At 65.0% G+C, this 25,092-nt stretch carries 23 protein-coding genes; 2 read left to right on the forward strand and 21 right to left on the reverse strand.

All coding sequences use genetic code 11. The features are described from left to right. Nucleotides 1-135 precede the first annotated feature (135 nt). The 20 genes from HMI57_RS07900 to dinB form a co-directional block, all read right to left on the reverse strand. On the reverse strand, nucleotides 136-906 hold the full coding sequence (locus tag HMI57_RS07900) for a DivIVA domain-containing protein (RefSeq protein ID WP_171585396.1): 771 nt from the start codon (nucleotides 904-906) through the stop codon (nucleotides 136-138). Between the two features lie 141 nt (nucleotides 907-1,047). Then, nucleotides 1,048-1,344: a YggT family protein gene (locus HMI57_RS07905; protein ID WP_171585397.1), complete on the reverse strand. Its 297-nt coding sequence runs from the start codon at nucleotides 1,342-1,344 to the stop codon at nucleotides 1,048-1,050. Nucleotides 1,345-1,405: 61 nt separating this feature from the next. Further along, entirely contained in the window at nucleotides 1,406-1,924 is a 519-nt protein-coding gene (locus HMI57_RS07910; RefSeq protein ID WP_171585398.1) for a cell division protein SepF, read from the reverse strand. A 38-nt stretch (nucleotides 1,925-1,962) separates the two neighbouring features. After that, the gene (locus HMI57_RS07915; protein ID WP_346655161.1) at nucleotides 1,963-2,724 is read right to left on the reverse strand and encodes a YggS family pyridoxal phosphate-dependent enzyme; all 762 of its coding nucleotides are present in this window, start codon (nucleotides 2,722-2,724) and stop codon (nucleotides 1,963-1,965) included. Further along, a complete protein-coding gene (locus HMI57_RS07920) occupies nucleotides 2,721-3,431 on the reverse strand; it encodes a laccase domain-containing protein (protein ID WP_171585400.1) in 711 nt (236 codons plus the stop codon). Before HMI57_RS07920 ends, HMI57_RS07915 begins: the two co-directional genes overlap by 4 nt. Nucleotides 3,432-3,442: 11 nt before the next feature. Continuing rightward, entirely contained in the window at nucleotides 3,443-4,636 is a 1,194-nt protein-coding gene (gene ftsZ / locus HMI57_RS07925; RefSeq protein ID WP_171585401.1) for a cell division protein FtsZ, read from the reverse strand. Between the two features lie 186 nt (nucleotides 4,637-4,822). Next, nucleotides 4,823-5,695 (reverse strand): cell division protein FtsQ/DivIB, encoded by an 873-nt coding sequence (locus tag HMI57_RS07930; protein ID WP_171585402.1) that lies wholly within the window; start codon nucleotides 5,693-5,695, stop codon nucleotides 4,823-4,825. Beyond that, complete coding sequence (gene murC, locus HMI57_RS07935; RefSeq protein ID WP_171585403.1) at nucleotides 5,692-7,113, reverse strand: UDP-N-acetylmuramate--L-alanine ligase; 1,422 nt, start codon at nucleotides 7,111-7,113, stop codon at nucleotides 5,692-5,694. Before murC ends, HMI57_RS07930 begins: the two co-directional genes overlap by 4 nt. Beyond that, the gene (gene murG / locus HMI57_RS07940; RefSeq protein WP_171585404.1) at nucleotides 7,110-8,219 is read right to left on the reverse strand and encodes an undecaprenyldiphospho-muramoylpentapeptide beta-N-acetylglucosaminyltransferase; all 1,110 of its coding nucleotides are present in this window, start codon (nucleotides 8,217-8,219) and stop codon (nucleotides 7,110-7,112) included. Before murG ends, murC begins: the two co-directional genes overlap by 4 nt. After that, nucleotides 8,216-9,574 carry a putative lipid II flippase FtsW gene (gene ftsW, locus HMI57_RS07945; protein WP_171585405.1) on the reverse strand — a complete coding sequence of 453 codons (1,359 nt, stop codon included), beginning with the start codon at nucleotides 9,572-9,574 and terminating at the stop codon, nucleotides 8,216-8,218. The genes murG and ftsW overlap by 4 nt, the downstream gene beginning before the upstream one ends. Beyond that, nucleotides 9,574-11,124 (reverse strand): UDP-N-acetylmuramoyl-L-alanine--D-glutamate ligase, encoded by a 1,551-nt coding sequence (murD, locus tag HMI57_RS07950; RefSeq protein WP_171585406.1) that lies wholly within the window; start codon nucleotides 11,122-11,124, stop codon nucleotides 9,574-9,576. Before murD ends, ftsW begins: the two co-directional genes overlap by 1 nt. Beyond that, complete coding sequence (gene mraY, locus HMI57_RS07955) at nucleotides 11,121-12,224, reverse strand: phospho-N-acetylmuramoyl-pentapeptide-transferase (RefSeq protein ID WP_171585407.1); 1,104 nt, start codon at nucleotides 12,222-12,224, stop codon at nucleotides 11,121-11,123. The genes murD and mraY overlap by 4 nt, the downstream gene beginning before the upstream one ends. Then, nucleotides 12,221-13,747 carry a UDP-N-acetylmuramoyl-tripeptide--D-alanyl-D-alanine ligase gene (gene murF / locus HMI57_RS07960; protein WP_171585408.1) on the reverse strand — a complete coding sequence of 509 codons (1,527 nt, stop codon included), beginning with the start codon at nucleotides 13,745-13,747 and terminating at the stop codon, nucleotides 12,221-12,223. Before murF ends, mraY begins: the two co-directional genes overlap by 4 nt. 6 nt (nucleotides 13,748-13,753) lie before the next feature. Beyond that, nucleotides 13,754-15,352, reverse strand: coding sequence for a UDP-N-acetylmuramoyl-L-alanyl-D-glutamate--2,6-diaminopimelate ligase (locus tag HMI57_RS07965; RefSeq protein ID WP_171585478.1), 1,599 nt, complete (start codon nucleotides 15,350-15,352; stop codon nucleotides 13,754-13,756). Nucleotides 15,353-15,427: 75 nt separating this feature from the next. Further along, nucleotides 15,428-17,197: a penicillin-binding transpeptidase domain-containing protein gene (locus tag HMI57_RS07970; protein WP_171585409.1), complete on the reverse strand. Its 1,770-nt coding sequence runs from the start codon at nucleotides 17,195-17,197 to the stop codon at nucleotides 15,428-15,430. A gap of 44 nt (nucleotides 17,198-17,241) precedes the next feature. After that, nucleotides 17,242-17,880 (reverse strand): hypothetical protein, encoded by a 639-nt coding sequence (locus tag HMI57_RS07975; RefSeq protein ID WP_171585410.1) that lies wholly within the window; start codon nucleotides 17,878-17,880, stop codon nucleotides 17,242-17,244. Next, nucleotides 17,877-18,887: a 16S rRNA (cytosine(1402)-N(4))-methyltransferase RsmH gene (rsmH, locus tag HMI57_RS07980; protein ID WP_171585411.1), complete on the reverse strand. Its 1,011-nt coding sequence runs from the start codon at nucleotides 18,885-18,887 to the stop codon at nucleotides 17,877-17,879. Before rsmH ends, HMI57_RS07975 begins: the two co-directional genes overlap by 4 nt. A 206-nt stretch (nucleotides 18,888-19,093) precedes the next feature. Continuing rightward, nucleotides 19,094-19,525 (reverse strand): division/cell wall cluster transcriptional repressor MraZ, encoded by a 432-nt coding sequence (gene mraZ, locus HMI57_RS07985; RefSeq protein ID WP_171585412.1) that lies wholly within the window; start codon nucleotides 19,523-19,525, stop codon nucleotides 19,094-19,096. Between the two features lie 355 nt (nucleotides 19,526-19,880). Then, the gene (locus HMI57_RS07990) at nucleotides 19,881-20,261 is read right to left on the reverse strand and encodes a DUF3040 domain-containing protein (protein WP_171585413.1); all 381 of its coding nucleotides are present in this window, start codon (nucleotides 20,259-20,261) and stop codon (nucleotides 19,881-19,883) included. A gap of 225 nt (nucleotides 20,262-20,486) precedes the next feature. Then, a complete protein-coding gene (gene dinB, locus HMI57_RS07995; RefSeq protein WP_346655162.1) occupies nucleotides 20,487-21,698 on the reverse strand; it encodes a DNA polymerase IV in 1,212 nt (403 codons plus the stop codon). 111 nt (nucleotides 21,699-21,809) lie between these two features. On the opposite strand from dinB, the gene HMI57_RS08000 reads away from it, so the two are divergent. Next, nucleotides 21,810-22,934 carry a polyprenyl synthetase family protein gene (locus tag HMI57_RS08000; protein ID WP_171585414.1) on the forward strand — a complete coding sequence of 375 codons (1,125 nt, stop codon included), beginning with the start codon at nucleotides 21,810-21,812 and terminating at the stop codon, nucleotides 22,932-22,934. An 88-nt stretch (nucleotides 22,935-23,022) separates the two neighbouring features. Here the strand turns inward: HMI57_RS08000 and HMI57_RS08005 are convergent, their stop codons facing one another. Beyond that, nucleotides 23,023-23,376: an Rv2175c family DNA-binding protein gene (locus tag HMI57_RS08005; RefSeq protein WP_171585415.1), complete on the reverse strand. Its 354-nt coding sequence runs from the start codon at nucleotides 23,374-23,376 to the stop codon at nucleotides 23,023-23,025. A gap of 262 nt (nucleotides 23,377-23,638) precedes the next feature. Between HMI57_RS08005 and HMI57_RS08010 the strand changes: the two genes are divergently transcribed. Then, the gene (locus HMI57_RS08010; protein WP_171585416.1) at nucleotides 23,639-25,015 is read left to right on the forward strand and encodes a lytic transglycosylase domain-containing protein; all 1,377 of its coding nucleotides are present in this window, start codon (nucleotides 23,639-23,641) and stop codon (nucleotides 25,013-25,015) included. Nucleotides 25,016-25,092 lie beyond the last annotated feature (77 nt).

Consider the following 25,092-nt stretch of genomic DNA (forward strand, 5'->3'; position numbering starts at 1 on the left):
CCGCGCCTAGCGGGAGGGGTGCATCGGTGCTGGTAACCAGCCTACGGCAGAGGCCGGCCGCCGGGGATCCCGGTGGCCGGCCTCATGGAGTGCCTGTAGCTGTGCTGCGCCGCCAAGACGGCGCAGGGACTTGACCTAGGAGGTGGTGGCCTCGGAGGCAACCGATCCGCGGGAATCCAGGTCGCGGAGCTGGCCCTCGATGTACGCCTTGAGGCGCGAGCGGTAGTCGCGTTCGAAGATCCGGAGCTGCTCGACCTTGCCCTCGAGGACAGCCTTCTGCTGCTCGAGCGCACCAAGGGTCTCGCGGGTCTTTTCCTCGGCGTCGTCAACCATGCCGGTCGCCTTGACCTGCGCTTCGGCGATGATCTTGTCGCGCTGCTCCACACCTGCGTTGACGTACTCGTCGTGGAGCTTCTGCGCCATGGCGAGAACTCCAGCGGCAGCGTCAGCGGTTCCGGCGGCGGGTGTTGCCGCTGCTGGTGCTGCGGCAGCGGTGGTGGTGTCGTCCGACTTCGCGGCGACGGCCTTCGTGTCGTCGGCCTTCGTGTCGTTGGCCTTTGCGCCGTCAGTCTTGGCGTTGTCGGCCGTGCCTGCGTCAGTCTTCACCGCGGTGGCGCTGGTCTCGTCGCTCTTGGCCGCGGGGGTCTTCGGCTCGTCCTTGACCTTCTCCGTGTGCGAGCTTGCCGCTACGGGGGCGGGCACTGCTGTGTCCGGGGCTGAATCCTGGGACGTGGAGGAGGTGGCGTCCGCGAGCTTGCGCCGCAGTTCGTCGTTCTCCTGGTTCAGGCGGCGAAGCTCGACGACGATCTCGTCGAGGAAATCGTCTACCTCGTCCTGGTCGTAGCCTTCACGGAACTTAGTGGGCTGAAACCTTTTGTTGACAACATCTTCTGGCGTCAGAGCCATCTGGTCACCTCATAGTGGTTATAAGACATGCCTGCCTATGAAGCAGACCTGACTACGGTACCGAATTGTGGACACGAAACTCTAGAATCTACACCGATTATGTGATTCAGCGTATATCTTTTGGGACTCGAAAACGAACCGTTAGACCGAGCGGGCCAGGCTGTCTGCGACGAACATGAGGATGGTGACACCCAGGAACACCACCAGGAAGGCCAGATCGAGCGACACTCCACCCAGCCGCAGCGGGGGGATGAGCCGGCGAAGGGCCTTGATCGGTGGGTCGGTGACAGTGTAGACGCCCGACGCCAGAACCAGTGCGGCCCTCTTGGGGCGCCATCCGCGCGCGAACATCTGCACGGCGTCGTAAACGATCCGAATAATCAGCGCTACCTGCACAAGCATCAGCACCAGGTAGATCAGAACAAAAACCAAACTCACGCGGCAGTCACAGTCCTAAAAACGATACTTCGAGAGGAACCCGTGAAATAAGTCAACCACGCTAGCTTTGATTGAAGAAACTAGCCTGCGCCTCGCTGGCCTTCTGGTCTTCGCCCAGCACCTCGATGTAGGAGGGCGACAGGAGGAACACTTTGTTGGTGACGCGCTCGATGCTCCCGTGAAGTCCGAACACCAGACCTGCCGAGAAGTCGACCAGACGCTTGGCGTCGGATTCACCCATGTCGGTGACATTCATGATGACGGGGATACCGTCCCTGAAGCTTTCACCAATGAGCTTGGCGTCATTGTAGGAGCGCGGGTGCACGGTGGTGATCTGGCGCAGGGCGGCTGAGTCTTCGCGTGAGGACTGCGCACGCTTGATCGGTGTCACTGGGGCCCGATACTCGTCGACCGGCGCAAGCCGCGCCGCTGGTGCGGCATCAGCATGTCGGTCGTCACGGTCGTAGTCCACTGAGTGATCCTCGTTCCTGGCATGTGTTGTCTTCTGCTCGTTTTCGTAGTGCTCATCACCGTCGGCGAGCCCAAGATAGATCATTGTCTTGCGCAGTGCGCCAGCCATGGGAAGCTCCTGTCATTTCGTTAGGTATAGTCCAGACGCTACCCCAAGGGCGGGCGTTCACCGAGGACCTGAGAGCCAATTCTGAGGTGTGTCGCGCCGGCCGCGACCGCGGCTTCGAGATCTCCGCTCATGCCTGCCGAGATGGCCGTGGCGGCGGGGAATTCGGCACGGAGCATGGCGGAGATCCCGGCGAGCTGATGGAAGGCCGCCAGGGGTTCGTGGCCCAGCGGGGCGACCGCCATCACCCCCGCCAGAGACAGTCCGTCGGTGGCCTCAATCAGGTGCCCGAGGGCGTTCACTTCCTCCGGGGACGCTCCCCCACGCTGGTGTCCGCTGACACCCTCGGTGGCACCGTCCGCGCCGGAGAGGTCAACCTGGATGAAACACTTAAGGGATGGCCGCTCAGGGCTGGTCTCCCGCTCGACGGCGACGCCCCTGCCTAGCGCCTTCACCAGGGAAGCACGGTCCACCGAATGCACCGCGTGTGCATACCGTGCCACTGACCGCGCCTTGTTGGTCTGTAGTTGACCGATAAAGTGCCAGCGCAGGCCAAGGCCCGCAAGTTCCTGAGCTTTCGCTGAAACCTCCTGATCCCGGTTCTCCCCCAGGTCTGTCACACCGAGATCGGCCAGGATCCTGATGTCGGCCACCGGGAAGTACTTCGTGACGACAATGAGCTGGGGCCGGTCAGTCCGTCCTGATTCAAGAAGGGCCGCATCAATCCGCTGGTTGACTGCCGCCAGCCGCTCGGTGAGTTCTTCCACCCGCGCGCCATCTTCCGCCCGCGAGCCAGTGGTCACTGGTTCCATACCAGGCCCACGAACCGGCCGGAGGCGGCACTGCGGCGGTGGGAGAAGAGAGACTCGTTGTCCAGGGTGCACAGCTGTGCTGGGTCGCCGACGGGATGCACCTGCACCCCCATCTGCTGGAGCTGCGACGTGACTGCCGCGGGGAGATCGAGGCCTGGGGTACCCCAGCGGGTGGTTGCCCACGCGGCCGGCACCACCGCTGCGACGTCGTCGCGCATATCGGCGGGAACCTCGTAGCAGCCGCCGCAGATCGACGGGCCAATCCAGGCGCCCAGATCCTCGGTGCCGAGCCGCCGAAGCTCGGCCACGGTGTTGGTGATGATGCCATCGAGAATCCCCTGCCGTCCCGCGTGGACGACGGCGGTCGCTCCCGCACCCCCACGGGCCGACAGCACCACGGGGACGCAGTCGGCGACCATGACGGCCAGGGGAACCGAGCCGTCGTCGCTGATCAGCGCGTCGGCAGTTACCACCGCTGCGCGATCGTCCCCGGACCCCACCGCGACAGCGTCGGCGGAATGGGTCTGGTGCATGAAACGCAGCGAGCCAGCAGGGACGTGCATGGCGGACTCCAGTTGGGCCCGACGACGAAGCACCGAAGCGGGCTCATCCCCCACATGGAGTGCGAGATTGCCCGCCTCGGCGTTCGAAAAGGCTGCCCACCGGCCCGGGTAGATTTCCTGGCGCCAGAAGAACACTGTGTCAGCTGTTATTTCAGGAAGTCCGGCACGTCGAGTTCATCGGAGCGGCTCGAGGAAAAATCCGGCTCAACGACGGCTGGCAGGTCAACGTCGAAACCCGAGTCGGCGGGAACGTTGTTGGACTGCTGTGACCGCTGCGACCAGGCTCCGAGACCCGCTGAGGCGGGAACGGCTGCTGCGGCGGCAGGCACGCTGGCTCCCACTGACGGAGCGGAGACCGGCTTGGACAGCTGTGCACTGGGCTGCGAGGTGGCATCGACCTGGTCGAAACCAGCAGCGATCACTGTCACGCGGGCCTCGTCGCCAAGAGCATCGTCGATGACCGCACCGAAGATGATGTTCGCCTCCGGGTGTGCCACTTCCTGGACGAGGCGTGCGGCCTCGTTGATCTCGAACAGACCCAGGTCCGATCCGCCCTGGATGGACAGCAGGACGCCGTGGGCGCCGTCGATCGACGCCTCGAGCAGCGGCGACGCAATGGCGAGTTCGGCTGCCTTGACCGCGCGGTCTTCGCCGCGGGCCGAGCCGATGCCCATCAGGGCCGAGCCGGCACCCTGCATCACTGACTTCACGTCGGCGAAGTCGAGGTTGATCAGGCCGGGGGTGGTGATGAGGTCGGTGATGCCCTGGACGCCAGAGAGGAGAACCTGGTCGGCCGAGCGGAAGGCGTCAAGCATCGAGACGTTGCGGTCGCTGATGGACAGCAGCCGGTCGTTCGGGATGACGATCAGGGTGTCGACCTCGTCGCGGAGGGTGTCGATCCCGGTCTCGGCCTGGTTGGACCGGCGCCGTCCCTCGAACGTGAACGGCCGGGTGACAACGCCGATGGTCAGCGCGCCGAGTGAGCGCGCGATGCGGGCGACGACGGGCGCGCCACCGGTACCGGTACCGCCACCCTCACCGGCGGTAACGAAGACCATGTCCGCGCCGCGCAGTACTTCTTCGATTTCCTCTGCGTGATCCTCGGCGGCACGGCGGCCCACCTCGGGGTCGGCGCCGGCGCCGAGGCCGCGGGTCAGTTCCCGCCCGACGTCGAGTTTCACGTCGGCGTCGCTCATCAGGAGTGCCTGCGCGTCGGTGTTGATGGCGATGAACTCAACGCCACGCAACCCCACCTCGATCATGCGATTGACGGCGTTCACGCCACCGCCGCCGATGCCTACTACCTTGATGACGGCCAAGTAATTCTGCGGTGCTGCCACGGTCCTGTGTCCCTTGTTCGAATGCGCTGTGTGGTGCTTGTCTGGCTGGATCTGTTCCCAGCCTTAGTCTTGACCAACGTTAACTCTCAACTTGAAAGTCAATGTTATGTCAAGTAACTTCTATTCAAGACGCTATGGGCAGGTGCACGCTTCTGCAATGACCGAGCCCGCGTGTCGGATTTTTCTTTAGCGAGTGACCGGTCGTGACGGCGTGCTCACGTCGAAAACCTTTGCTGGCGGGTCCGCCGGCGGGGCTTCCAGCAGCGCCTCAAGTACCAGTGCCTTCGCTTCGTTCTGCTCGGCACTCCCCCAGAAGATGGTCTGGTCGTTGGCGAGGGACAGTTCCACTGAATCCACCGAATCCGCCGAGGCGTGGTTCAGCTGGTTCAGGATGCTCTCCGGCAATGCGGCGAGAACCGCAGCAATCGAGGAGAACACCTCGCTGTTGACCGCATCGGTCCCGCCGTCGATCAGCGGAAGCTGGACCGCGTCACGGTCCGTCACGGAGGCCAGCTGGCGCCCGTCCTCGTCGATCAGCAGGAACTGCCCGCTGCTCTGGAGGATGGCGACCGGAACACGCTCCCGGATGTTGACGGCCAGTCCCGACGGCGGAACTGCGGCGACCGTGACGCTTTCGATGGGGGCGAAGCCGTCCATGAGTTCCGCGACCTGCTCATCGGAAATCTGGGGCAGGGGAATGCCGAGCAGCGGTTCCAGGGCTTCGGTGGCCTCCTCGGAGGTCACCAGGGAGTTGCCGGTGACCTCAACACTGCGGAGCGCCAGTGCCGGGGAGAAGATGAGGTAGGCCAGTAGCCCGCCGATCAACAGGACCAGCGTGATGAGTCCGAGGATGAGGTACAGCCGTCGCCGGCTCTTGCGCGGTTTCGGAAATTCGACCACCGAACCGTGGGAGTCGTCCTCGGCCGGCAGCCACGGGTCGTCGGCGGTGTCGAGGAGGGAAACTTTGCTGCTGTTGACCCGTGGGACACGAACCGGTCCAGGCTTCGCTGGGGACCCGGACGTGGACACCACCGGCGGGGTCGGCTTCCGGCGGCTCATGAGGGTCCGGTGGAGTTGCCGTGCCCGGTGAGGGCAGCCACCAGCTGGGCGCCGTACTGGGTCACGTCACCGGCACCGATGGTGAGGATAATGTCTCCCGGGACTGCACGGGCGGCGACCGCTTGCACGGCCTCGGATGGATCGGCGAGGTACCCGCCCGGTACGGTGAGCCGGTCGGTGATCAGGCGGCTGGTCACCGACGGCGTGGGGTCCTCCCGGGCGGCGTAGATGTCCAGCACGGTGGCCGAGTCGGCCAGGTTCAGGGCCGTCGCGAACTCCGCAGCGAACTCCCTGGTCCGGGAAAACAGGTGCGGCTGGAACAGCACGTGTACGCCGTGCCCGGCAGCGACGGCACGGGCAGCGTGCAGCGCAGCGGTCACTTCGGTGGGATGGTGGGCATAGTCGTCGAACACCCGCACTCCCCGACCAGTGCCCTTGGCTTCGAACCGGCGGGCAGCGCCGGTGAAGGAGGCAAGGCCTGCGGCTGCGGCTGCCGGGTCCACTCCCAGTTCGAGGGCGACGGTGAACGCCGCGGCAGCATTCCGCACGTTGTGGGCGCCGGGGACACCCAGCCGCAGTTCCTGCTCGCAGTCGAGTCCGTCCACCGAAAAGGAGAGCAGGCTGGTGGAGGCGCTACCTGCGGTGTGTGTCTCGCCGATGCGCACGTCCGCGAACTCGGAGTACCCGTAGGTCCGCGTCCGGCGGGTGTCACCGACCCGGGCAACAAGGGCGGCGGCGCCGTCGTCGTCCAGGCACGTGACGAGCACGCCGTCGTCAGAAGGCAGCAGGGCAGCGAAGCGGTCGAACACCTCGTAGACGGCGTCGGCAGTACCGTAATGGTCCAGGTGGTCTGCCTCGACATTGGTGACCACGGCAATCCGCGGCGAGTAGTTGAGGAAGGATCCGTCGGATTCGTCTGCTTCAGCGACGAAGACTGAGCCGTCCGCCCACGCGGCGTTCACGCCCAACGCGGCGACGTCGCCACCGATAGCGAAGGACGGGTCACGCCCAGCCGACTGCAGCATCACGGTGATCATGGCGGTGGTGGTGGTTTTGCCGTGGGTACCGGCGACGGCCACCACTTCCCGACCGGTCATCGCGACCGCCAACGCTTCTGACCGGTGCAGGATCCGGAGGTTGCGCTGTCGGGCTGCCGCCAGCTCAGGGTTGGTGGCCCGGATGGCTGAGGACACCACCACCGTGTCCACTTCGTCAACGTTTCCGGCCTCATGGCCCACGGTGGTGATGGCCCCGAGGCCGGCAAGGGAACTGAGCGTCGGGGATGCGGCGGCGTCCGATCCGGACACCGGCACTCCCTGACCCAGCAGGACCCGGGCCACCGCCGACATGCCGGCGCCGCCGAGTCCGATGAAGTGGACCCGGCCCAGGTCACCGGGTGCCAAAGTGGGGGCGCTCATGCTGCTGACTTCCGTGCAGCGGCGACCACGAGGCTGGCCATTTGGACGTCGGCGTCCCTGACGCCAAGGTTGGTGCTGGCGGCGGCCATCGCGGCCAGGGCCGCCTCGTTCTTCAGCAACGGGAAGACTTCCTTCTTCAGCCAGTCTGCGGTCAGTGCCGCGTCCTCGACCAGGAGGGCGCCGCCAGCAGTAATCAGATCGGCGGCGTTGCGGCGCTGTTCGCCGTTGCCGTGCGGGAGGGGGACAAACACGGCGGGCAGGCCGACGGCGCTGACCTCGCTCACGGTGGCGGCTCCTGCCCGAGCGAGCAGGAGGTCGGCCGCAGCGTAAACCGTTTCCATGTCATCGACGTACTCAACCTGGCGGTAGCCCTCAGTCTGCAGGGGCTGCCCGTCGGCACCGGTCACCTGCTTGCCGCCGCCGGTGATGTGCAGCAACTGAATCCCCTCGGCAGCGAGCAGTGGCACAACGCTCGCCACCGCGCGGTTGATGCTGAGGGCACCCGATGAGCCGCCGGTCACGATCAGGGCCGGCTGGCTGGCGTTCAGATCAAGCGCGGTCCGCGCCGCGGCCCGCGCGTCCGCCCGGTTGAGGGTGGAGATGCTCCGGCGCATCGGCATGCCTACCACCTGGGCCCCCGGCAGACCTGTGCCTTTGAACGCGGCGGCCACCGTGGTGGCGATCCGTGAACCCAACCGGTTGGCCAGGCCGGGCCGGGCGTTGGCCTCGTGGATGACCACCGGGACCTTCCGCCGCCACGCCGCCAGGTACAGCGGGGTCGAGACGTAGCCGCCCACCCCGACGACGACGTCGGCACCGGCGCGGTCGATCACCGCGGTCGCCTGCCGGACGGCGCGCACCAGGCGCGCGGGAAGTTTCACCAGGTCGATCGACGGACGCCGGGGCATCGGCACCCGGTCGATCGTTTCCAGCGGGTAGCCGGCGGCGGGAACCAGCCGGGTTTCCATGCCGGCAGCTGTGCCGACCACCGTCAGGCGGATGCTTGGATCGTGCTCGCGGAGGGCGTGGGCGATGGCCAACAGTGGACTGATGTGGCCGGCGGTGCCGCCACCTGCCAGGACCACCGAAAGGGGGCTTGTGCTCATCGGGCTGTGGGATCTCTTTCTGGGGAGCGCAGTGTGGTGACGGAGGCGACGGGCGCATCTGCCACGGGGGCGGGAGGCATCTTCCGGGCGAAAGCGAGGAGCACCCCGACGGCGGCGAGGGTGAAGGTCAGCGCCGACCCGCCGTAGGAAATGAATGGGAGGGGGACGCCGATCACGGGCAGCACGCCTGTAACCATGCCGATGTTGACGAAGGCCTGGCCGATCAGCCACACCAGGATCGAACCGAGGAGGATCCTGACGAACGGATCCGTGTAGCGGCGGGCGACCCGAATGGTGGCGACAGCGAGGATTCCGAAGAGGGCGACGACCACGAGGGTCCCTATCAGACCGAACTCCTCACCGATGATGGCGAAAATGAAGTCGTTGTGGGCTTCAGGGATCCAGTTCCACTTTTGCCGGCTCTGCCCAATGCCGACCCCCCACCAGCCTCCGGAGGCCAGCGCGAACAAGCCGTTGTTGGCTTGGAGGCAGAGGTCCTGGCCGTCGTCGCAGTTAATTCTCAGCCAGGCGCTGATCCGGTCGCTACGGTTTCCACTGGTGAGGACCATCACTATCGCGCCGGCGGCACCAGCAAGCCCGGCGATGGTGAACATCTTCATCGGCGCGCCAGCGAAGAACAGCGCGGCTGCCAGGATCATCATCAGGATGATGACGGTACCGAGGTCACCACCGAGCAGGACGAGCCCGATGGGAAGGCCACCCAGGGGGATGGCCGGGATCATTGCGTGTTTCCAGTTTCTGATCAGCCGGCCCTTCCGCGCCAGCACACTGGCGAGCCAGAGGGCGAGGGCAAGCTTCGCTGGTTCTGACGGTTGCATGCTGAACCCGCCGATCCGGATCCAGTTCTGGTTGCCGTTGATGTTCTCGCCGATGGCCAGCACCAGGACCAGCAGCACCACTGCTATGCCCAAGCCGGGCCAGGCCAACATTCGGTATCCCCGGGGACCGAAGCGGGAGAGGATGAGCATGAGCACCAGTCCTCCGGCCGCCCATCCTGACTGTTTGAGGAACAGCTCGAACTCGCTGGTTCCTTCGGCAATAGCCTCTACCGATGACGCCGAGAGCACCATCATGAGGCCGATCGCCGTGAGGGCGAGGGCCGCCCCGAGGATCATGTAGTAGCTGGCCCCGCTGGCCTGCTTGTCGCTGCCTTCGAGATACGTCCAAAACCTGCCGAAGCGGGCTCGGAGGCCTTTCGCGGGCGGGGCTGTCTCCTCGAGAGACGCGGACTGCTCGCCGGCGGCAGGAGGTGCCGTGGCGGTTGGGGTCGAAGAACGGGAATGCTGACGCATCACCGGCTTCCGGCGGACTGGCCGGGTGGGCGTGGTGACCATTAGAACTCCTTTGCGGTCTTCGCCTGCCCTTCCACGATCACGCGGACTGCCTCGATAAAGGCCTTGCCTCGGTGAGCATAGGAGGAAAACTGATCCATGGATGCTGCCGCCGGAGCCATCAGCACGGTGTCGCCGTCGCTGGCTAACCGTGCCGATTCCTTTACCGCCGATTCCATCACGCGTTCACCCTGGGGTGCGGTGGTGGTCTCGTCGGCCAACGTCACGTTTCCAGTCTCTCCCGGGCCCGCGTTGATCAGCGGAACATCTGGAGCGTGTCGGCGCAATGAGGCGATGAGGTCGGAACTGTCGGCGCCGATCAGCACCACCGCCTTCAACCGGCGGGCGTGGGTCTGCACCAGCTCGTCATAGTTGACGCCCTTGGACAGTCCCCCGGCAATCCAGATCACCGAGTGGAACGCCGCCAGGGAAGCGGCGGCAGCGTGCGGGTTGGTTGCCTTGGAGTCGTTGATCCAGAGGACCCCGTCATGGGAGGAGACCAGCTGGATGCGGTGGTCGGTGGGCTGGTAGTTGCGGATCCCGGTGCGAATCGCTGCCGGTGACACTCCTGCGGCCCGGACCAGCGCCGCAGCGGCCAGCGCGTTGGCGACGAGGTGGCGGGGCACCAGTTCGCCGAGTTCAGTGATGGCGGCAAGCTCGACGGCGGAGTCCTTGCGCTGTTCGATGAACGCGCGGTCCACCAGCAGGTTGTCGACCACGCCGAGCATGCTCACCATGGGGGTGGAGGTGGTGAAACCGATCGCACGGCACCCCTCGACGACGTCGGCGTCCTCCACCATCCGCTCGGTGGCAGGCTGTTCGGCGTTGTAGACGCAGGCAACCTTGGTGTTCGCGTAGATCTTTGCCTTGTCGGCGGTGTACTGGTCGAAACCACCGTGCCAGTCGACGTGGTCTTCCGCGACGTTCAGGCAGACACTGGCCAGCGGGGAGATCGCGTTGATCCAGTGCAGCTGGAAGCTGGAGAGTTCAACGGCGAGGAAGTCATAGCCCTGGGGATCCCTGATCGCATCGAGGATCGGGGTGCCGATGTTGCCCGCTGCTATCGCTCGGAGCCCGCCCGCCTGCAGCATTGACTCCACCAGCGTGACGGTGGTGGTCTTGCCGTTGGTCCCCGTGACGGTCAGCCATTCGGCGGTGGGCCGACCCTCGCGGATCCGAACCCGCCAGGCGAGTTCCACGTCGCCCCAGACGGGGATACCGGCGTCGGCCGCTGCACGCAGCAGGGGCTGCTGCGGGGTCCAGCCGGGTGAGGTGACCACCAGATCGGGGAGGCTGCCGTCGATCAGGGGAAGCGCGGCGGCGTGGTCGGCGCCGAGCAGCACATCGACGGCGCCCACGATGGTCAGGGTGTCCGCCTTCGCCCGGTTCTCGTCGGTGTCCGATCCGTCGACGACGACAACGCGGGCACCAAGTTCGATCAGGGTGTCGGCGACCGAGAACCCGGTGATGCCGATGCCGGTTACGGCGACCCGGAGCCCCGCCCAGTCGGAGTCCCAGGAGGTCAGGGCGTCAAGGTTGGGCGTGACGGTCATATGAGTACTACCCATTCGGCGTAGAAGATGCCCAGCGCGACTGCCACGAATAGTCCGGCCAGGATCCAGAACCTGACTACGACCGTTACTTCCTGCCAGCCCTTGAGCTCGAAGTGGTGCTGGAGCGGGGCCATCTTGAAGACACGCTTGCCGCCGGAGAGTTTGAAGTAGCCCACCTGGATGATGACCGACAGGGTGATCATGACGAACAGACCGGCGAGGATCACGAGCAGCAGCTGGGTGCGGGAGAGGATGGCGAAGCCGGCGATGGCGCCGCCGATCGCGAGGGAACCGGTGTCGCCCATAAAGATTTTCGCTGGGGAGGTGTTCCACCAGAGGAAACCGACGAGCGCGCCGCACATGGTGCCGGCGATCAGGGCCAGGTCGAGGGGATCGCGCACGGTGTAGCAGACGCTGCGGGACACTTCGTCCAGCGCACAGCTCTGGTTGGACTGCCAGATGCCCATCAGCATGTAGGCGCCGAACACCAGGACCGACGCTCCGGCGGCGAGGCCATCGAGACCGTCGGCGAGGTTCACGCCGTTGCTGGCGGCCGTGATGATCAGGTTGGACCAGATGACGAAAAGCACCGCTCCGACAATGGTCCCCGCGAACGCCAGGTCCACCGACGTGTCCCGGATGAAGGAGATGGCGGTTGACGCGGGGGTCCTGCCGTTCTCGTTGGGGAAGCCGAGGGCGAGGACGGCGAAGATGATCCCGACCAAGGTTTGCCCGGCGATCTTGGCGGGCGCGCTCAGCCCGAGGCTGCGCTGCTTGGAGATCTTGATGTAGTCGTCGAAGAACCCAACGATTCCCATCCCGACCATCAACATGAGCAGCAGCAGGCCAGACGCTGACGGCCCGTTGGATACCCCGGCCATCATCATCAGGAGGTGGGTGACGAAGTAGGCGAGGAGCACGGAGCCGACGATGACGGCGCCGCCCATCGTCGGTGTGCCGCGCTTGGTGTGGTGCGCGGTGGGTCCGTCGTCGCGGATGAACTGCCCGTACCCGCGGTTCACCAACAGGCGGATGAACAGGGGGGTTCCCACGAGGGCCAGCACAAGCCCCATGGCGGAGCCGATGAGTAGCGCAATCACAGCTGCGGCCCCCCTTGGAGGTCAGTTGGGCCGGGCGCTGATGTTCCAGGCATGGCAGTGGTGGGTTCGGTCGATGACAATGCTATCCGATCCCCCAGGAATCGAAGCCCGGAGCCGTTGGAGGATTTGAACAGCACCAGGTCGCCTGGCAGCAGTGCCGCGGTCAGCATCGTCTCGGCTTCGGCGACGTCAGCGGCGAAGAGGACCTCGTCCCCCCACGACCCTTCCAGGACCGCCCCGTTGTAGAGGGCGCGGGCGCCCATCCCGACCACCAGAAGCTTGGTGATGTTCAGGCGGACCACTACCCGACCGACGGCGTCGTGCTCGTTGATGGAGTCCTCCCCCAGCTCGAGCATTTCCCCCAGCACGGCCCAGGTTCGCCGGCCCCGGCCAAGTTCGGCCAGGGTGCGCAGCGCCGCGCGCATCGATTCCGGGTTGGCGTTGTAGGCATCGTTGATGATGGTGACGCCGTCGGCCCGTTCGGAGCGTTCCATCCGCCAGCGGCTCTGGGCCTGCAGGCGGGAGAGGGCTGCAGCGATGTCGTGGCCGGGGATGCCGAGGGCACTAGCCACCGACGCGGCGGCGAGGAGGTTGGTGATCTGGTGGGTGCCGATAAGTTTCGCGGTGACCGGGTAGGTGGTGGTTCCGCCGTCGGCGGCGGGTACCACGAGGTCAAACGCGGGGTACCCCTCAACTGTGGTGGTGACCGCGGTCGCCCGGACTGTCGGGCCGCCGTCGGGAAGCTGCGAGGAATCGGAGGTGAAATAGAGGCGTTGTGCGGCGGTGACCGACTTCATCGCGAGCACGCGGGCGTCGTCGGCGTTGATGACGGCGGTACCGGACGCCGGGAGTGCGCGGACCAGTTCCGATTTTGCGCGGGCGATGTTGTCCACGCCGCCGAACTCTCCGGCATGCGCGCTTCCGACCCCGAGGACGACACCGATATCGGGGGCCACCATGTCCGCGAGGTAGGTGATCTGCCCGATCTTGGTGGCGCCCATCTCGATGATGAGGTAGCGGGTGCCGTACTCAGCACTGAAGACGGTGAGGGGCACACCCACTTCGCCGTTGTACGACCCGATCGGCGCCACTGTGGGGGCCTGCTCGGCGAGGATGCCAGCCAGGAGGTCTTTAGTGGTGGTCTTGCCGGCGGACCCGGTGATGCCGATGACGGTCAGCGGCGAGTGGGCGCGCAGCCGCCGGACCACTTCGGCGGCGAGGCGGCCCATTGCGAGGACGACGTCGTCGACGACTACCGCCGGGTATTCGCCGGGACCGTCGGGCTGCTCCTGCGGGACGGGGTGCTCCACCAGGGCCAGCACCGCCCCGTTCCGGAACGCCTGGGGCACGAACTGATGACCGTCGGCTGTATCGCCGGGCTTGGCGACGAAGAGACCGCCGGCTTTGACCTCGCGGGAGTCCACCGAGACGGACGTCACGGCGAGGGTCTGCCGGGCTGCGGCTGCGGGGGTCAAGGCGCCCCTGGTGATTGCCGCGATTTCGGCTGCGCTTAGTTCAATCATGACGGTCTAGGATTCTATCCTGTGGCTGGGATGGACAGAGAATCCATGGCGTGTCAACGCCCGGGCCAATTCCACCCGGTCGTCGAGGGGCAGGTTCACTCCCTTAACCTCCTGCCACACCTCGTGGCCGCGGCCCGCGATCAGCACAGTGTCGGCCGGTCCCGCCAGCGCCACGGCACGGTCAATCGCCTCGGCGCGGGGGTAAACCTCAAGGATCTCGCAGGCCAGGTTCTCGGCGTCGCGTGCCTGCTGTGCACCGGCCAGGACGCCCTGCCTGATCTCTGCCTCGTCCTCGTCGTGGGGGTCGTCATCGGTGACGATCACGACGTCGGCGAGCCGGGCTGCCGTGGCTCCCATGACGGGCCGCTTGGTTTGGTCCCGCTGGCCGGTGGCACCGAAGGCGACGATCAGCCGGGCGCCCGCAGCGGGTGGGCGGACCGATTCCAGGGTGCGTGCCAGCGCATCAGGGTTATGGGCGAAGTCGACGATCGCTGCCGGGCTGTCCCCGATCAGCTGCATCCGCCCCGGTACGGCAGCCGAGAAGGGGTCGGAGCGGTCGGCTGACCGCTGCACCTCGTCGGGGTCCACTCCGGAGGCGAGCACCATCACGGTGGCGAGAGCCGCATTGGAGATGTTGAAGGTTCCGGGCAGGCCTGAATGAAGGAACAACCGCTCCCCCGCCGGCCCTCGCAGGGTGAACCGGTGGCCGAGCCCGTGGCGTGTCACGTCACCAACCGTCCAGTCCGCGTCCTGGGTCAGCCCCGCGCCCGGGTCGGTGCTGAGCGTGACGACGTCGCTGCTGGCTTCCTCGACGAGTTTCCGGCCCCACGCGTCGTCGACAATGACCACGGCGCGGCGTGACCGCTCGGTCTGGAACAGGGCAGCCTTGACCGCGAAGTACTCGTCCATGGTGCCGTGCAGGTCGAGGTGGTCCTGGGTGAGGTTAGTGAAACCGGCGACGTCGAAGCGCACGCCGTCAACCCGGCGGTACTCGATCGCGTGGGAGGACACCTCCATCGCGGCGGTGTGGATTCCCCGCTCGCGCATCAGTCCGAGGATGCCATGCACCTGGGGCGACTCCGGAGTGGTGAGCGCGCTGGCGATGGGTTGTCCACCGGCGTGGATCTCGATGGTGCCCATCAACCCGGTGGACTGGCCCAGACCCTCGAGCAGCGCGTTGATGAAGTAGGTAGTGGTGGTTTTGCCGTTGGTGCCAGTGACGCCGAACAGGGTGGGGCGGGGAGCCTCGGTGGGCTGGCTGTTGAAAATGATCGCCGAAAGGGGGCCTACCAGTGCCCGCAGGTTCTCGGACCGGAACACCGGGGTGCTGCCGGCAGCGCCCGCGGCTGCGGCAAGGCCAGCTTCGTCGGTGAGTACCGCCACCGCTCCCGCGTGCAGGGCCCGTTCCGTGAAGGCGGCTCCGTGCCTGCCGGTTCCGGGCAGGGCGATGTAAAGGTCGCCGGGGCGGACCAGCCGGGAGTCGATGGACACCCCGGTGACCGAAACCGGAACAGCACCGCTGTCGCCGTGGACGGCTGGCAACCCGGCAGGTAGACGGCTGAACGCAGCGGCCAGCGAGACCGGGGTCACCTCGGCGGGACGCATCCCTGCATCGGGCTGCGCTGCTTCATTGGGTTGCGCGGCGGGTTCTTCAATTGTTGGCACGTGTGTTGCTCCGGGCTAGTACTCGATGGGGTAGGTCTCGGGCTCGCCCGAGGACGGCGCGACGTTCCTCGCGTTCAGCACCTGTTCCATGACCTTCTGGAAGGACTCCCCCGGGATCAGATAGTACAGATCCCCCTGCGGGCGCTGCAGTGTGATCACCACGACGTATTCGGGGTCTTCCATGGGTGCCATACCGGCGTAGGTGAGGGTGAAGCCGTCGTAGCCACCCGAGGCGCTGGGGGCCTCAGCGGTACCGGTTTTGGAACCTACCCGGTACTGGTCCAGAGCCCCGGAGGCGCCCGATCCATCCACGGTGACGGTTTCAAGCATCTTCTGGAGCTGCGCCGAGGTCTCGGTGGAGACCACTTCGACTCCCTCGTCCTGCGGGACCTTGTGTTCGGTACCATCGGGGTCGATGTAAGAGTCGATCAGGCGCGGCTTCAGCCGGACGCCGTCGTTCGCGATGGTCTGGTAAACCATTGCGGTATGGAGGGCGGTCTGGGCGAGGCCCTGGCCGAACAACACCGTGTACTGCTGGCGGTCGTCCCAGTCTTCCGGCTGGGCGAGGATTCCGCTGGTTTCCCCGTTCAGCCCGACGTCGAGGGGCTGGCCGATCCCGAACTTGGTCAGCCAGTCGTAACGCTCCTGCTTGGTGAGTTGCTCACCGATCATCACCGTGCCAGTGTTCATCGACTTGGCGAAAATGCCTGCGGCTGTCCGGCGCTCCTCGCCGTGCTCGAAGGCATCCTTGAAGGTCTGGTTGTCAACGGTGTAGGTGTTGGGGAGGAGGAATTCGCTGGTGGGTTCGATGATCCCCTCCTCAAGGGCCGCGGCCATGGTGATCAGCTTTGTAGTGGAGCCGGGTTCGAAAGAGGACGTGACCGAGAGGGGTTTGCGGAACTCGGGTTCGGTGGCGCCCGGATTGTTGGGGTCCATGGTGGTCGACTCGGCCATGGCGACGATCCCGCCGGTATCCGCCTCCACGACCACGATGTTGCCCCACTGGGCGTTGTATTCCTCCACCTGGGAGGCGATGGTCTGCTGGGCGAACCACTGCAGGTCCTGGTCGATGGTCAGCTTCACCGACTGGCCGTCCTTGGCGGGAACATCCTCGTTGGTCGCATACGGGATGCGGATCCCGTCGCCACCGATCTCGAAGGTGCGGCTGCCCGGCTCCCCCGTCAGGATGTCATTCTGGGTGAGTTCGAGCCCTTCGTTTTCTTCTCCGACGAATCCGACGATGGACCCGGCGACCGGCCCCGATGGGTAGGTGCGGAGGCTAATCGCGTCAGCATAAACGCCGGGCATACGTACGGCCAGGGCTTCGTTCTTCACCTCGGGCGTGACCGACCGGGCAACATAGCCAAATTTCTTGTCCCCGATGATTGCTGCTTTCAGATCTGCCGCGTCCTGCCCGAGGATCTCCGACAGCTCGGCGAAACCTTCGTCCATGGTGACCTCTTCACGGTCACCATCGGCGTTGATCCGTGCGAAGGTATCACCCTCGGCGAGGGTCTGGTCGACGACGATATCGAAGCGTTCAACGCTGCGGGCCAGGTAGTTTCCCTTGCTATCGAGGATGTCGCCACGCACGGGCTGCACCGGGAAGGATTCCAGCCGCTTGTTCAGCCCAGCCTGGGCCATACCACCAAGGTCAAGTGCCTGCACCTGGAACAGCCGGACGCCGAGTACCAGCAACAGGATCAGGACGAAGGCCAGCCCAACCCGTAGCCGCTTCGTGCCGAGAGCCACCCGGAATTTGTCGTGCTCGGTTGCTGTAGCCACTTCAATTTCCTTCGGTGTCTTGCTGGTGATCGGTGAGCTGTGCGTTACCCGCCGGTGCCCTGCTGAGGCGCTGGGATCGACCCGCCGTTGAGTTCGATCGCCTGTGGCTGCTCGGACTGAACGACCGGCTCCTCGGCTTCCGCTACTTCAGGCTCCTCAGCGGCGGGAGCTGCTGGTTCGTCCTCGGCCGAGCTGTCAGCGGCTGGCGCCCCGGCGGCGGCGTTGCTACTGGTGGACACATCTGGTGCAGCGATCAGCGCCAACGGCTCACCACCCTTCGTCGCAGCTTCTGGGGTACCGGTAATTTTCATTGAATCTACATCAATCGCACCGAATCCCGGGGAGGCAACCATGCCGAGTTCCCGGGCCTCCGCGGCAAGGTTCTGCGGGGCCTGTTGGTCTTCCATCTGCTGGGTAAGGGCCTGGTTTTCCTGGGCCAGCGCGATCTGCTGGTTCCGCAGCTCGACGAGCTCGTATTGGCTGCTCGATACCGAGATGTTGAGCATCAGCACCGTGACCAGGGCTCCGACCAGGGCGAGCATGCTGAACACTGCAAAGGGGATGCGGCGTCGGGCCGGGCCAGCCGGGACCAGCGACAGCGGTGTCCTGACCTGCTGGGACGATGCACCACCCAGCCGAGGGGTAGCCAGCGGCGCGTAGGATTCAGCGAGTTGCTGGCTCATGATGCATTCCTGTCTTTGGTGTTACGAGAGTCATTTTTGATGCGTTCAACGGCCCGCAGCTTCGCCGATGCGGCTCGTGGGTTTTCTTCGATTTCCAGCTCGGTGGGAGCTTCAGTTCCGCGAGTCAGAGATTTGAGGTACGGCTTGTGCTCCTCGAGCTCCACCGGGAAACCCACTGGAGCGGAGGATCGGGTTCCTGCGGTGAACGCGGTCTTCACGATTTTGTCTTCCAGCGAGTGGTACGACATGGCCACCACTCGACCGCCGACGTTCAGTGCGTCGATGGCGGCGGGAACCGCGCGGGTCAGCACCGTCAGTTCCTCGTTCACCTCGATCCGCAGCGCCTGGAAGGTTCGCTTGGCGGGGTGTCCACCGGTCCGGGCTGCCCCGGCGGGGACCACCGCGCGGATGGCCTCCACCAGTTGCCCGGTCGAGGTGAAGGGCGTCTGACGCCGTGCGGAAACGATCGCCGAGGCGATCCGCCCGGCGAACTTCTCCTCGCCCCAGGCCCTGATGATTCGGAGCAGCTCAGCTTCGGGGTACGCGTTGACGACGTCGGCGGCGGTCTGACCGGTGCTGGTATCCATCCGCATATCCAGCGGGGCATCGTAGGAGTACGCGAACCCGCGGTCCCGCTCGTCGAGCTGGAGGGAGGACACACCGAGGTCGAACAGCACGCCGTCAACGGCGTCAATGCCCAGGTCGTCCAGAACGTCGGGAAGTTCGTCATAGACCGCGTGCACCAGGTCGGTTCGGCCGGCGAAGGAGGCGAGCCGCTCACCCGCGAGGGCGATGGCCTGCAGGTCGCGGTCGATGCCGACCAGGTGTGCCTGCGGGAACCGCTCAAGCATTAGTTCGGAATGTCCGCCCATACCCAGGGTGGCGTCGACAACTACCGGGGTGCGGCCAGCAGCGACGGCGGCGTTAACGGCTGGTTCGAGGAGCGAGATGCAACGTTCACGCAATACCGGGACGTGTCGGTCACCGGTAGGGCGATCGTCGCTCATCCGTTCGCTCCTTCCTCGGTCTTGCGTATTGGTTTGTTGTCACTGCGGGTTTCTTGGACCAGATCCCCATCCGACCAGGCGCTGTGCCCGCCTGGCTCCGGGGAAGGTGATCCAGGTGGAACGTGCGCCGGGCGGCTGGAGATCTCGTTCAAGAAACCATCCTGCTGTCCTGCTGTGTACTTCGGTGGTGCTGGTCCTGCTCGGTTCTAGAAGAACCCGGGTAGCGCTTCCTCGTCGGTCTCGGAGAACGTGTTCTCCTTCTCCGCCAGGTAGTTCTCCCATGCCGTCGCGTCCCAGATCTCGGCCCGGCTACCCGCACCAATCACTGCCAGTTCCCGCCCCAGACCGGCGTAGGTGCGGAGCGCCTGCGGAATGGTGATGCGCCCCTGCTTGTCCGGAACCTCATCTGACGCACCGGACAGGAAAACCCTGGCGTAATCACGTGACTGCCGTGATGACAGTGGCGCTGACCGCATCTGCTCGTGAAGCTGTTCAAACTCGGACTGACTAAAAACGTAGATGCACCGTTCCTGGCCCCTGGTCAACACCAGCCCGTCTGAAAGTTCATCACGAAATTTCGCTGGGAGGATCAACCGACCCTTCTCATCGAGGCGTGGCAGATGAGTTCCAAGGAACATCTGCCACCGCCCATCCGATCCGGAAAGCACCTCGCGGCACCACTACACTCTTATAACCACCACTTTACTCCACATCCCTCCCCCGTCAATCCATTTTGACCCTCTGTGGCGGTAATTTTCCTGGCAGTTTCCTGTGTTTGAGCGGATCTTCTGCGGTGGTGGGAAGTGGAGGGAAATCCCGCACGCGGGACCAGTCAGACCCCTCCCTGAGGGGTGAATATCAGCCCGGAGGTCGTGGCGGCCCGGTTAAACACCGATAGACCCACCGTGGCGGGTCTATCGGAGATGCTGGGTGCGGTCTTTGGGACAGCGGTGGATGAAAGTGGAGGGCTTTACGGCACCCCTACCTCGGAGCTCAGGGCTGTTCGCGTTTCCGCTCGTCCCATTTCTCTTCGAGGGTGCTCAGGAAGCCACCGCTTCGATTGACGGGTGCCGCCTTAGTGGTCCCTCGAGGCATAGGAGCCGCTTCGCTTTCCTTGGACCGGGTCGTGGCGAAGTAAACGCCCGCGCCCATCACCAGGAACCCTGCCACGCCCACCAGAATGATCTGGTTGGCGACGCCCAGCAGCAGGATCAGGATCCCTGCAACAGCCATCAGCGCGCCAATCACAATTCTGCGCGTCGACATTGATCGCGGTGTGCTCGATGCCATTGAACTGGCGAACTTCGGATCGTCGGCGTGCAACTGCTGCTCCAGCTGATCAAGCAGCCTCTGTTCGTGTTCCGAGAGTGCCATCACTGCCTCCATACGGTTAATTAACTCTGGTCCCTCACCCCAACCAACGAGTACCGAATACATCGAGTTCCCTGCCACAGGAACACCTGTGTCCGGGCCCAGATTCAACCGATACAGATGGCTAAAATTGACCTTTGCTCTAAGGATAGATCGCAATGCCCACAAGGGAAAGCCACCGGCTGCGCGGACCGGTTGGCCGCTCTGTCACGGGGTCCGCCGGATGCCTTAAGGGGAAGAATCGCGGGGCCGGCCAAAGAGCTGTGCCGGTTGGATTGCAGCCTTTCCGAACTTCCGGTTCACCTCGTCGAGCGCCGACTCCGCCAACCGCCAGTTTTCGTCGCGGCGGTCGATGGTCAGTTGGTGACCCAACCCGGATGACGGTTCCAGCTGGTCAGCGCGCACGCCGACCAGGCGAACGCTCATCGGACGCTCACCGAGGGCGGCAAGCAGGGACAGCGAGGCAACGTAGATGGCATTGGCGCTGTCGGTCGGCTCGCTTAGCCGTTTGGTCCTGGTCAGTGTGGAGAAATCGGCGTAGCGCAGCTTGATGGCCACGCCACCGCACTGCAGGTGGGCAGCGCGCAGCCTGGCCGCCGTGCGATGGGACAGCCGGAGCATCTCGGTATGCAGCGTGGGATCGTCGCTGACATCATCGGCGAAAGTCTCCTCGGCGCCGATGGTCTTCTCTTGGCGGGTGACCGTGACGGTCCGGGGGTCCCTGCCCCAGGCCAGATCGTGGACGTGCTGGCCGGTCACACCGAGCAACTTGCGCAGCGAGGACACGGGGGTCTGGGCAAGATCTTCCACCGTCCGTATCCCCAGGCGCGCCAGCACTTCCTGGGTTTTCGCGCCGACCCCCCAGAGCGCTGACACCGGAAGGGTGTGCAGGTAGGCGACCGTCTCCTCTCCGCGGATCACGAGCAAACCATTGGGCTTGGATCTGGTTGACGCGATCTTGGCGACAAACTTGGTTGTTGCCGCCCCCACACTGGCGGTGATCCCCAGCTCGCTTTTGATCCTGGTCCTGATCAGTTCGCCGATATCACGCGGTCCACCCAGCCGGCGCATCGACCCGGCAATATCAAGGAAGGCTTCATCGACGCTGAGCTGCTCGACAAAGGGGGTGATGGTGCCGAAGATGGCCATCACCGCACTGGATACCGCAGCGTATTTGTCGTGGTGGGGTTCGAGGATGACGCCCTGCGGGCACAACCGCATCGCTGCAGACATCGGCATGGCCGATCGGACCCCAAACCGCCGCGCTTCATAGGACGCTGAGAGCACCACCGACCGACCACTGGGGGAACCCACAATCACCGGCACACCGACCAGGTCCGGCCGGTCCAGCAACTCCACTGCTACATAGAACGCATCCATGTCCACATGGAGGATGGTGCACTCAGCATCCTGTAGCTTCGCCCTGGGCCCAACAATCACTGTCCAATCGTAGCCAGTCACTAGGATGGAGTGAGCCCAAAGATTGCCCCGGCCAGGGAAATGCGCGCTGCGCACTGGCGCGGACTCTTGCCCGCACCCAGAGGAGAGCCCATGACCGCCACGAATCCACTTGTCGAAGAAGGCTCGGTTGAGCAGCTGGTCACCTCGGAACAGACCGCCTACCGCGCCGGTGTGACCGCTGGCCTGGACAACTTCCTTGCCCGTCAGCGGGAAATCCTTGCCTCGATTGCCGAGGATGCCCTTGAGCCAGCCGCGGCGATCACCCGGCTGACGGCGGGTGGCAAGCGACTGCGGGCGCTGCTCTGTTACTGGGGTTTCCGGGGCGCTGGCGGTGCAGCAGGGGCCCCCGAACCTGTTCTAGCCGGCGTTGCACTTGAACTGTTCCAGGCGGCGGCGCTGATTCACGACGACGTGATCGACCGCTCCGACACCAGGCGCGGGTCACCGAGCGTCCACCGCCAGTTCGGAACCCTCCATGAGGGCAACCGGTGGCATCTGAGTCCCGACCGGTTTGGGGTGTCAGCAGCGATACTGACTGGCGACATGTGCCTGTCGTTCAGTGAGGAACAGTTTTCTGCCATCGGGGCGATCGCCGGTTCGGGAACTGAGGGCCGGGCAATCTTCAACCGGATGCGCACGGAGGTCATGGCGGGTCAGTACCTTGATCTACTGGAGGAAGCAGCAGGGCCTGACCGGACACCGTCCGAGGCCGCCGAGCGGGCTCGGCAGATTGTCCGCTTCAAATCGGCGAAGTATTCGATCGAGCATCCGCTGGGCCTCGGCGGCGCCCTCGCAGGTGCCAGCCCCGCCCAGCTCAGAGGGTATTCGGCCTTCTCGTTGCCGCTCGGCGAGGCATTCCAGCTCAGGGACGATGTGCTTGGCGTGTTCGGAGACCCGCTGGTTACTGGTAAGCCTGCAGGCGATGACCTCCGCGAGGGCAAACGTACCCTCCTGATCGCCCAGGCGCTCAAGGACGGCAGTCCCGCCGACCGTCAACTGATCAATTCCACCCTGGGCCGCGCCGATCTGGACGACGACGGCGTCAGCCGGCTACGGGACGCGATCTCCACCTCAGGAGCCCTGCAGGCGGTCGAGTCCCTGATCGCCGAGCGGTGGGATGCGTCGACCGCCGCCCTGGACCAGATCGAGCTGGACACTGTCTGCCGCTCAGCCCTTTCGGGTTTGGCAACCGCAGCGGTCAGCCGGTCGGCCTGACCGCCGCCACCAGGTTTGTTTGACTACTACTGCCTACAGCTAGCACCTACTGCTAACGCCTACTAGGGGCTAGCTGCTGTTCGCCGATCTACCAGGCGGCAGCCTGCGCACGGCGCCGGATCTCGGTCTTCCGGCCTTCACGGAGGGCGTCGATGGGGCGGCCCGGCAACGACTCGTCAGGGGTAAACAACCACCGGACAATGTCCTCATCGCTGAAGCCTGAATCGGCGAGCACGATGATAGTCCCCTTGAGGCTGTCCACCACCGCGCCCTCGAAGATGAATTCTGCGGGAACGCTTCGGACGTTGCGTTCCTTGCTGCGGAGGGCAATCAGCGACTTCTCGTCGAGGAGGCCATGGACCTTGGTGATGGGCACATCCAGTTCGAGTGCCACCTCCGGCAGGTTCAACCATGCGGGCACAAGTTCTTCGAGTTCATTCACCCCCTAAGGGTGCCAGATGTGAGGCCTCCGCTCCACTTCTGCTATCGACACGCCGACGGGGCTGTAAAGGTGTGACCCAGGACTATTGTGCTAGGCAACTTTTGGTGTAGATTCTCATGAGTCACACCAGTAACACCAGTCACTTTTTACTCTCGCGCACCATCAGATGATTTTGATTGAGGACCCGACGACCCTGGTCGATCGGGCCTGTTTCGGCCATCGGCGCGGCCCGTTCCGTTGACCATAGATTGAGGATTAGACCATGACTGCCCAGCGCCCGTCATCGCCGCTGTTCGGATCCCAGGCACGTGCCCGGGGCACCCGCCTTCCCAGCCGCTTCAACATTGCGGTATCCACCGCCGCGATCCCCGCCATGCTGTTCTCCGCCGTCGCCCTGGCCCAGCCAGCCAGCGCCGCGCCGGTGACGGTCAATGCCCAACAGGCACCACGCCTTGCCCCTGCGGTAATTGTCCCAGCGGGCCTGACGTCCGCCACCGGGAACGTTGCCGCCCGGATTCCCAGCTTTGTGGCACCCGCCCAGAGTGCCCCAAAGACCTACACGGTCAAGGCTGGCGACACCATCAGCGGCATTGCGCTCAAGCACGGAGTGGACACCAGTTCGGTCCTCACTGCGAACGGCCTCAACGCAAGCTCGCTGATCCACCCGGGTCAGAAGATCAAGCTCAGCGGTGCGCCAGCCAGCAAGGCTGCGGCGAAGCCCGCTGAGGCTGCGCAGCCGAGCGCAGCGGCCGGATATACGGTCCGGGCCGGTGACACACTCAGCGCCATCGCGGCCACGCACGGCGTCAGCCTCAGTACGGTCCTGAAGGCAAATTCGCTGTCGATGACGTCGGTGATCTACCCCGGCCAGAAGCTCAAGCTTGGCGGCTCAGCCGAGGTCTCGGTGGCTTCAACCGAGATCGCTCCGGCGGCACCCAAGCCAGCTGCACCTGCGTCCACCGGGTCCTACACCATCAAGGGCGGTGACACCCTTGGCGCCATCGCCGCAAAGCACAACGTGAGCCTCAGCGCACTCCTGAAGGCCAACAAGCTCAGCGCGACAACCATGATCCATCCCGGGAAGAAGCTGACCATCCCCGGCGCAGCCGCACCCACCACTGCACCTGCAGCGGAGACCGCACCCCCGGCAGACCTGGTGCCGTCCACATTCCTGCACTACACCTACCCCCAGCACGTGGTGTCGGAGGCAAACCGGAACAAGCACCTGCTGAATTCCCTCCCGGTTCCCAGCAATGAGGCAATGAAGACCATCGTTGCTGACACCGCCCGCTCGATGGGCGTGGATCCGAGCCTCGCACTTGCCGTGTCCTACCAGGAGTCGGGATTCAACCAGCGTGCCGTCTCCCCGGCCAACGCCATCGGTGCCATGCAGGTCATCCCCATGTCAGGCGAATGGGCATCGGACCTCGTGGGACGGAAGCTGAACCTGCTGGACCCCCACGACAACGCAACCGCCGGCGTTGCGATCCTGAAATCCCTGATCCGGACCAGCCCCAACCTGGAGGATGCCATTGCGTCCTACTACCAGGGGCAGTACTCGGTGAGCACCCACGGTATGTTCAGCGACACGAAGAGCTACGTCGCTGCGATCAAGTCACACCAGGCGAACCTGCGGTAACTCCCCCTAGGGACGACCGGTGAATCGGGGTGGAATCGGGTGTCGATTCCACCCCGTTCCATGTCTGCACTTAGGAT

Origin of the sequence: Arthrobacter sp. 260 (assembly GCF_013116745.1) — a bacterium.
In the GTDB taxonomy this organism is placed as follows: Bacteria; Actinomycetota; Actinomycetes; order Actinomycetales; family Micrococcaceae; genus Arthrobacter_D.

Coding starts and splice junctions, on each gene's coding strand:
- HMI57_RS07900 (WP_171585396.1), bottom strand. CDS start 906: ATGGCTCTGACGCCAGAAGATGTTGTCAACAAAAGGTTTCAGCCCACT.
- HMI57_RS07910 (WP_171585398.1), bottom strand. CDS start 1,924: ATGGCTGGCGCACTGCGCAAGACAATGATCTATCTTGGGCTCGCCGAC.
- HMI57_RS07930 (WP_171585402.1), bottom strand. CDS start 5,695: ATGAGCCGCCGGAAGCCGACCCCGCCGGTGGTGTCCACGTCCGGGTCC.
- murC (WP_171585403.1), bottom strand. CDS start 7,113: ATGAGCGCCCCCACTTTGGCACCCGGTGACCTGGGCCGGGTCCACTTC.
- murG (WP_171585404.1), bottom strand. CDS start 8,219: ATGAGCACAAGCCCCCTTTCGGTGGTCCTGGCAGGTGGCGGCACCGCC.
- ftsW (WP_171585405.1), bottom strand. CDS start 9,574: ATGGTCACCACGCCCACCCGGCCAGTCCGCCGGAAGCCGGTGATGCGT.
- murD (WP_171585406.1), bottom strand. CDS start 11,124: ATGACCGTCACGCCCAACCTTGACGCCCTGACCTCCTGGGACTCCGAC.
- murF (WP_171585408.1), bottom strand. CDS start 13,747: ATGATTGAACTAAGCGCAGCCGAAATCGCGGCAATCACCAGGGGCGCC.
- HMI57_RS07965 (WP_171585478.1), bottom strand. CDS start 15,352: ATGCGTCCCGCCGAGGTGACCCCGGTCTCGCTGGCCGCTGCGTTCAGC.
- HMI57_RS07975 (WP_171585410.1), bottom strand. CDS start 17,880: ATGAGCCAGCAACTCGCTGAATCCTACGCGCCGCTGGCTACCCCTCGG.
- rsmH (WP_171585411.1), bottom strand. CDS start 18,887: ATGAGCGACGATCGCCCTACCGGTGACCGACACGTCCCGGTATTGCGT.
- mraZ (WP_171585412.1), bottom strand. CDS start 19,525: ATGTTCCTTGGAACTCATCTGCCACGCCTCGATGAGAAGGGTCGGTTG.
- HMI57_RS07990 (WP_171585413.1), bottom strand. CDS start 20,261: ATGGCACTCTCGGAACACGAACAGAGGCTGCTTGATCAGCTGGAGCAG.
- HMI57_RS08000 (WP_171585414.1), top strand. CDS start 21,810: ATGACCGCCACGAATCCACTTGTCGAAGAAGGCTCGGTTGAGCAGCTG.
- HMI57_RS08010 (WP_171585416.1), top strand. CDS start 23,639: ATGACTGCCCAGCGCCCGTCATCGCCGCTGTTCGGATCCCAGGCACGT.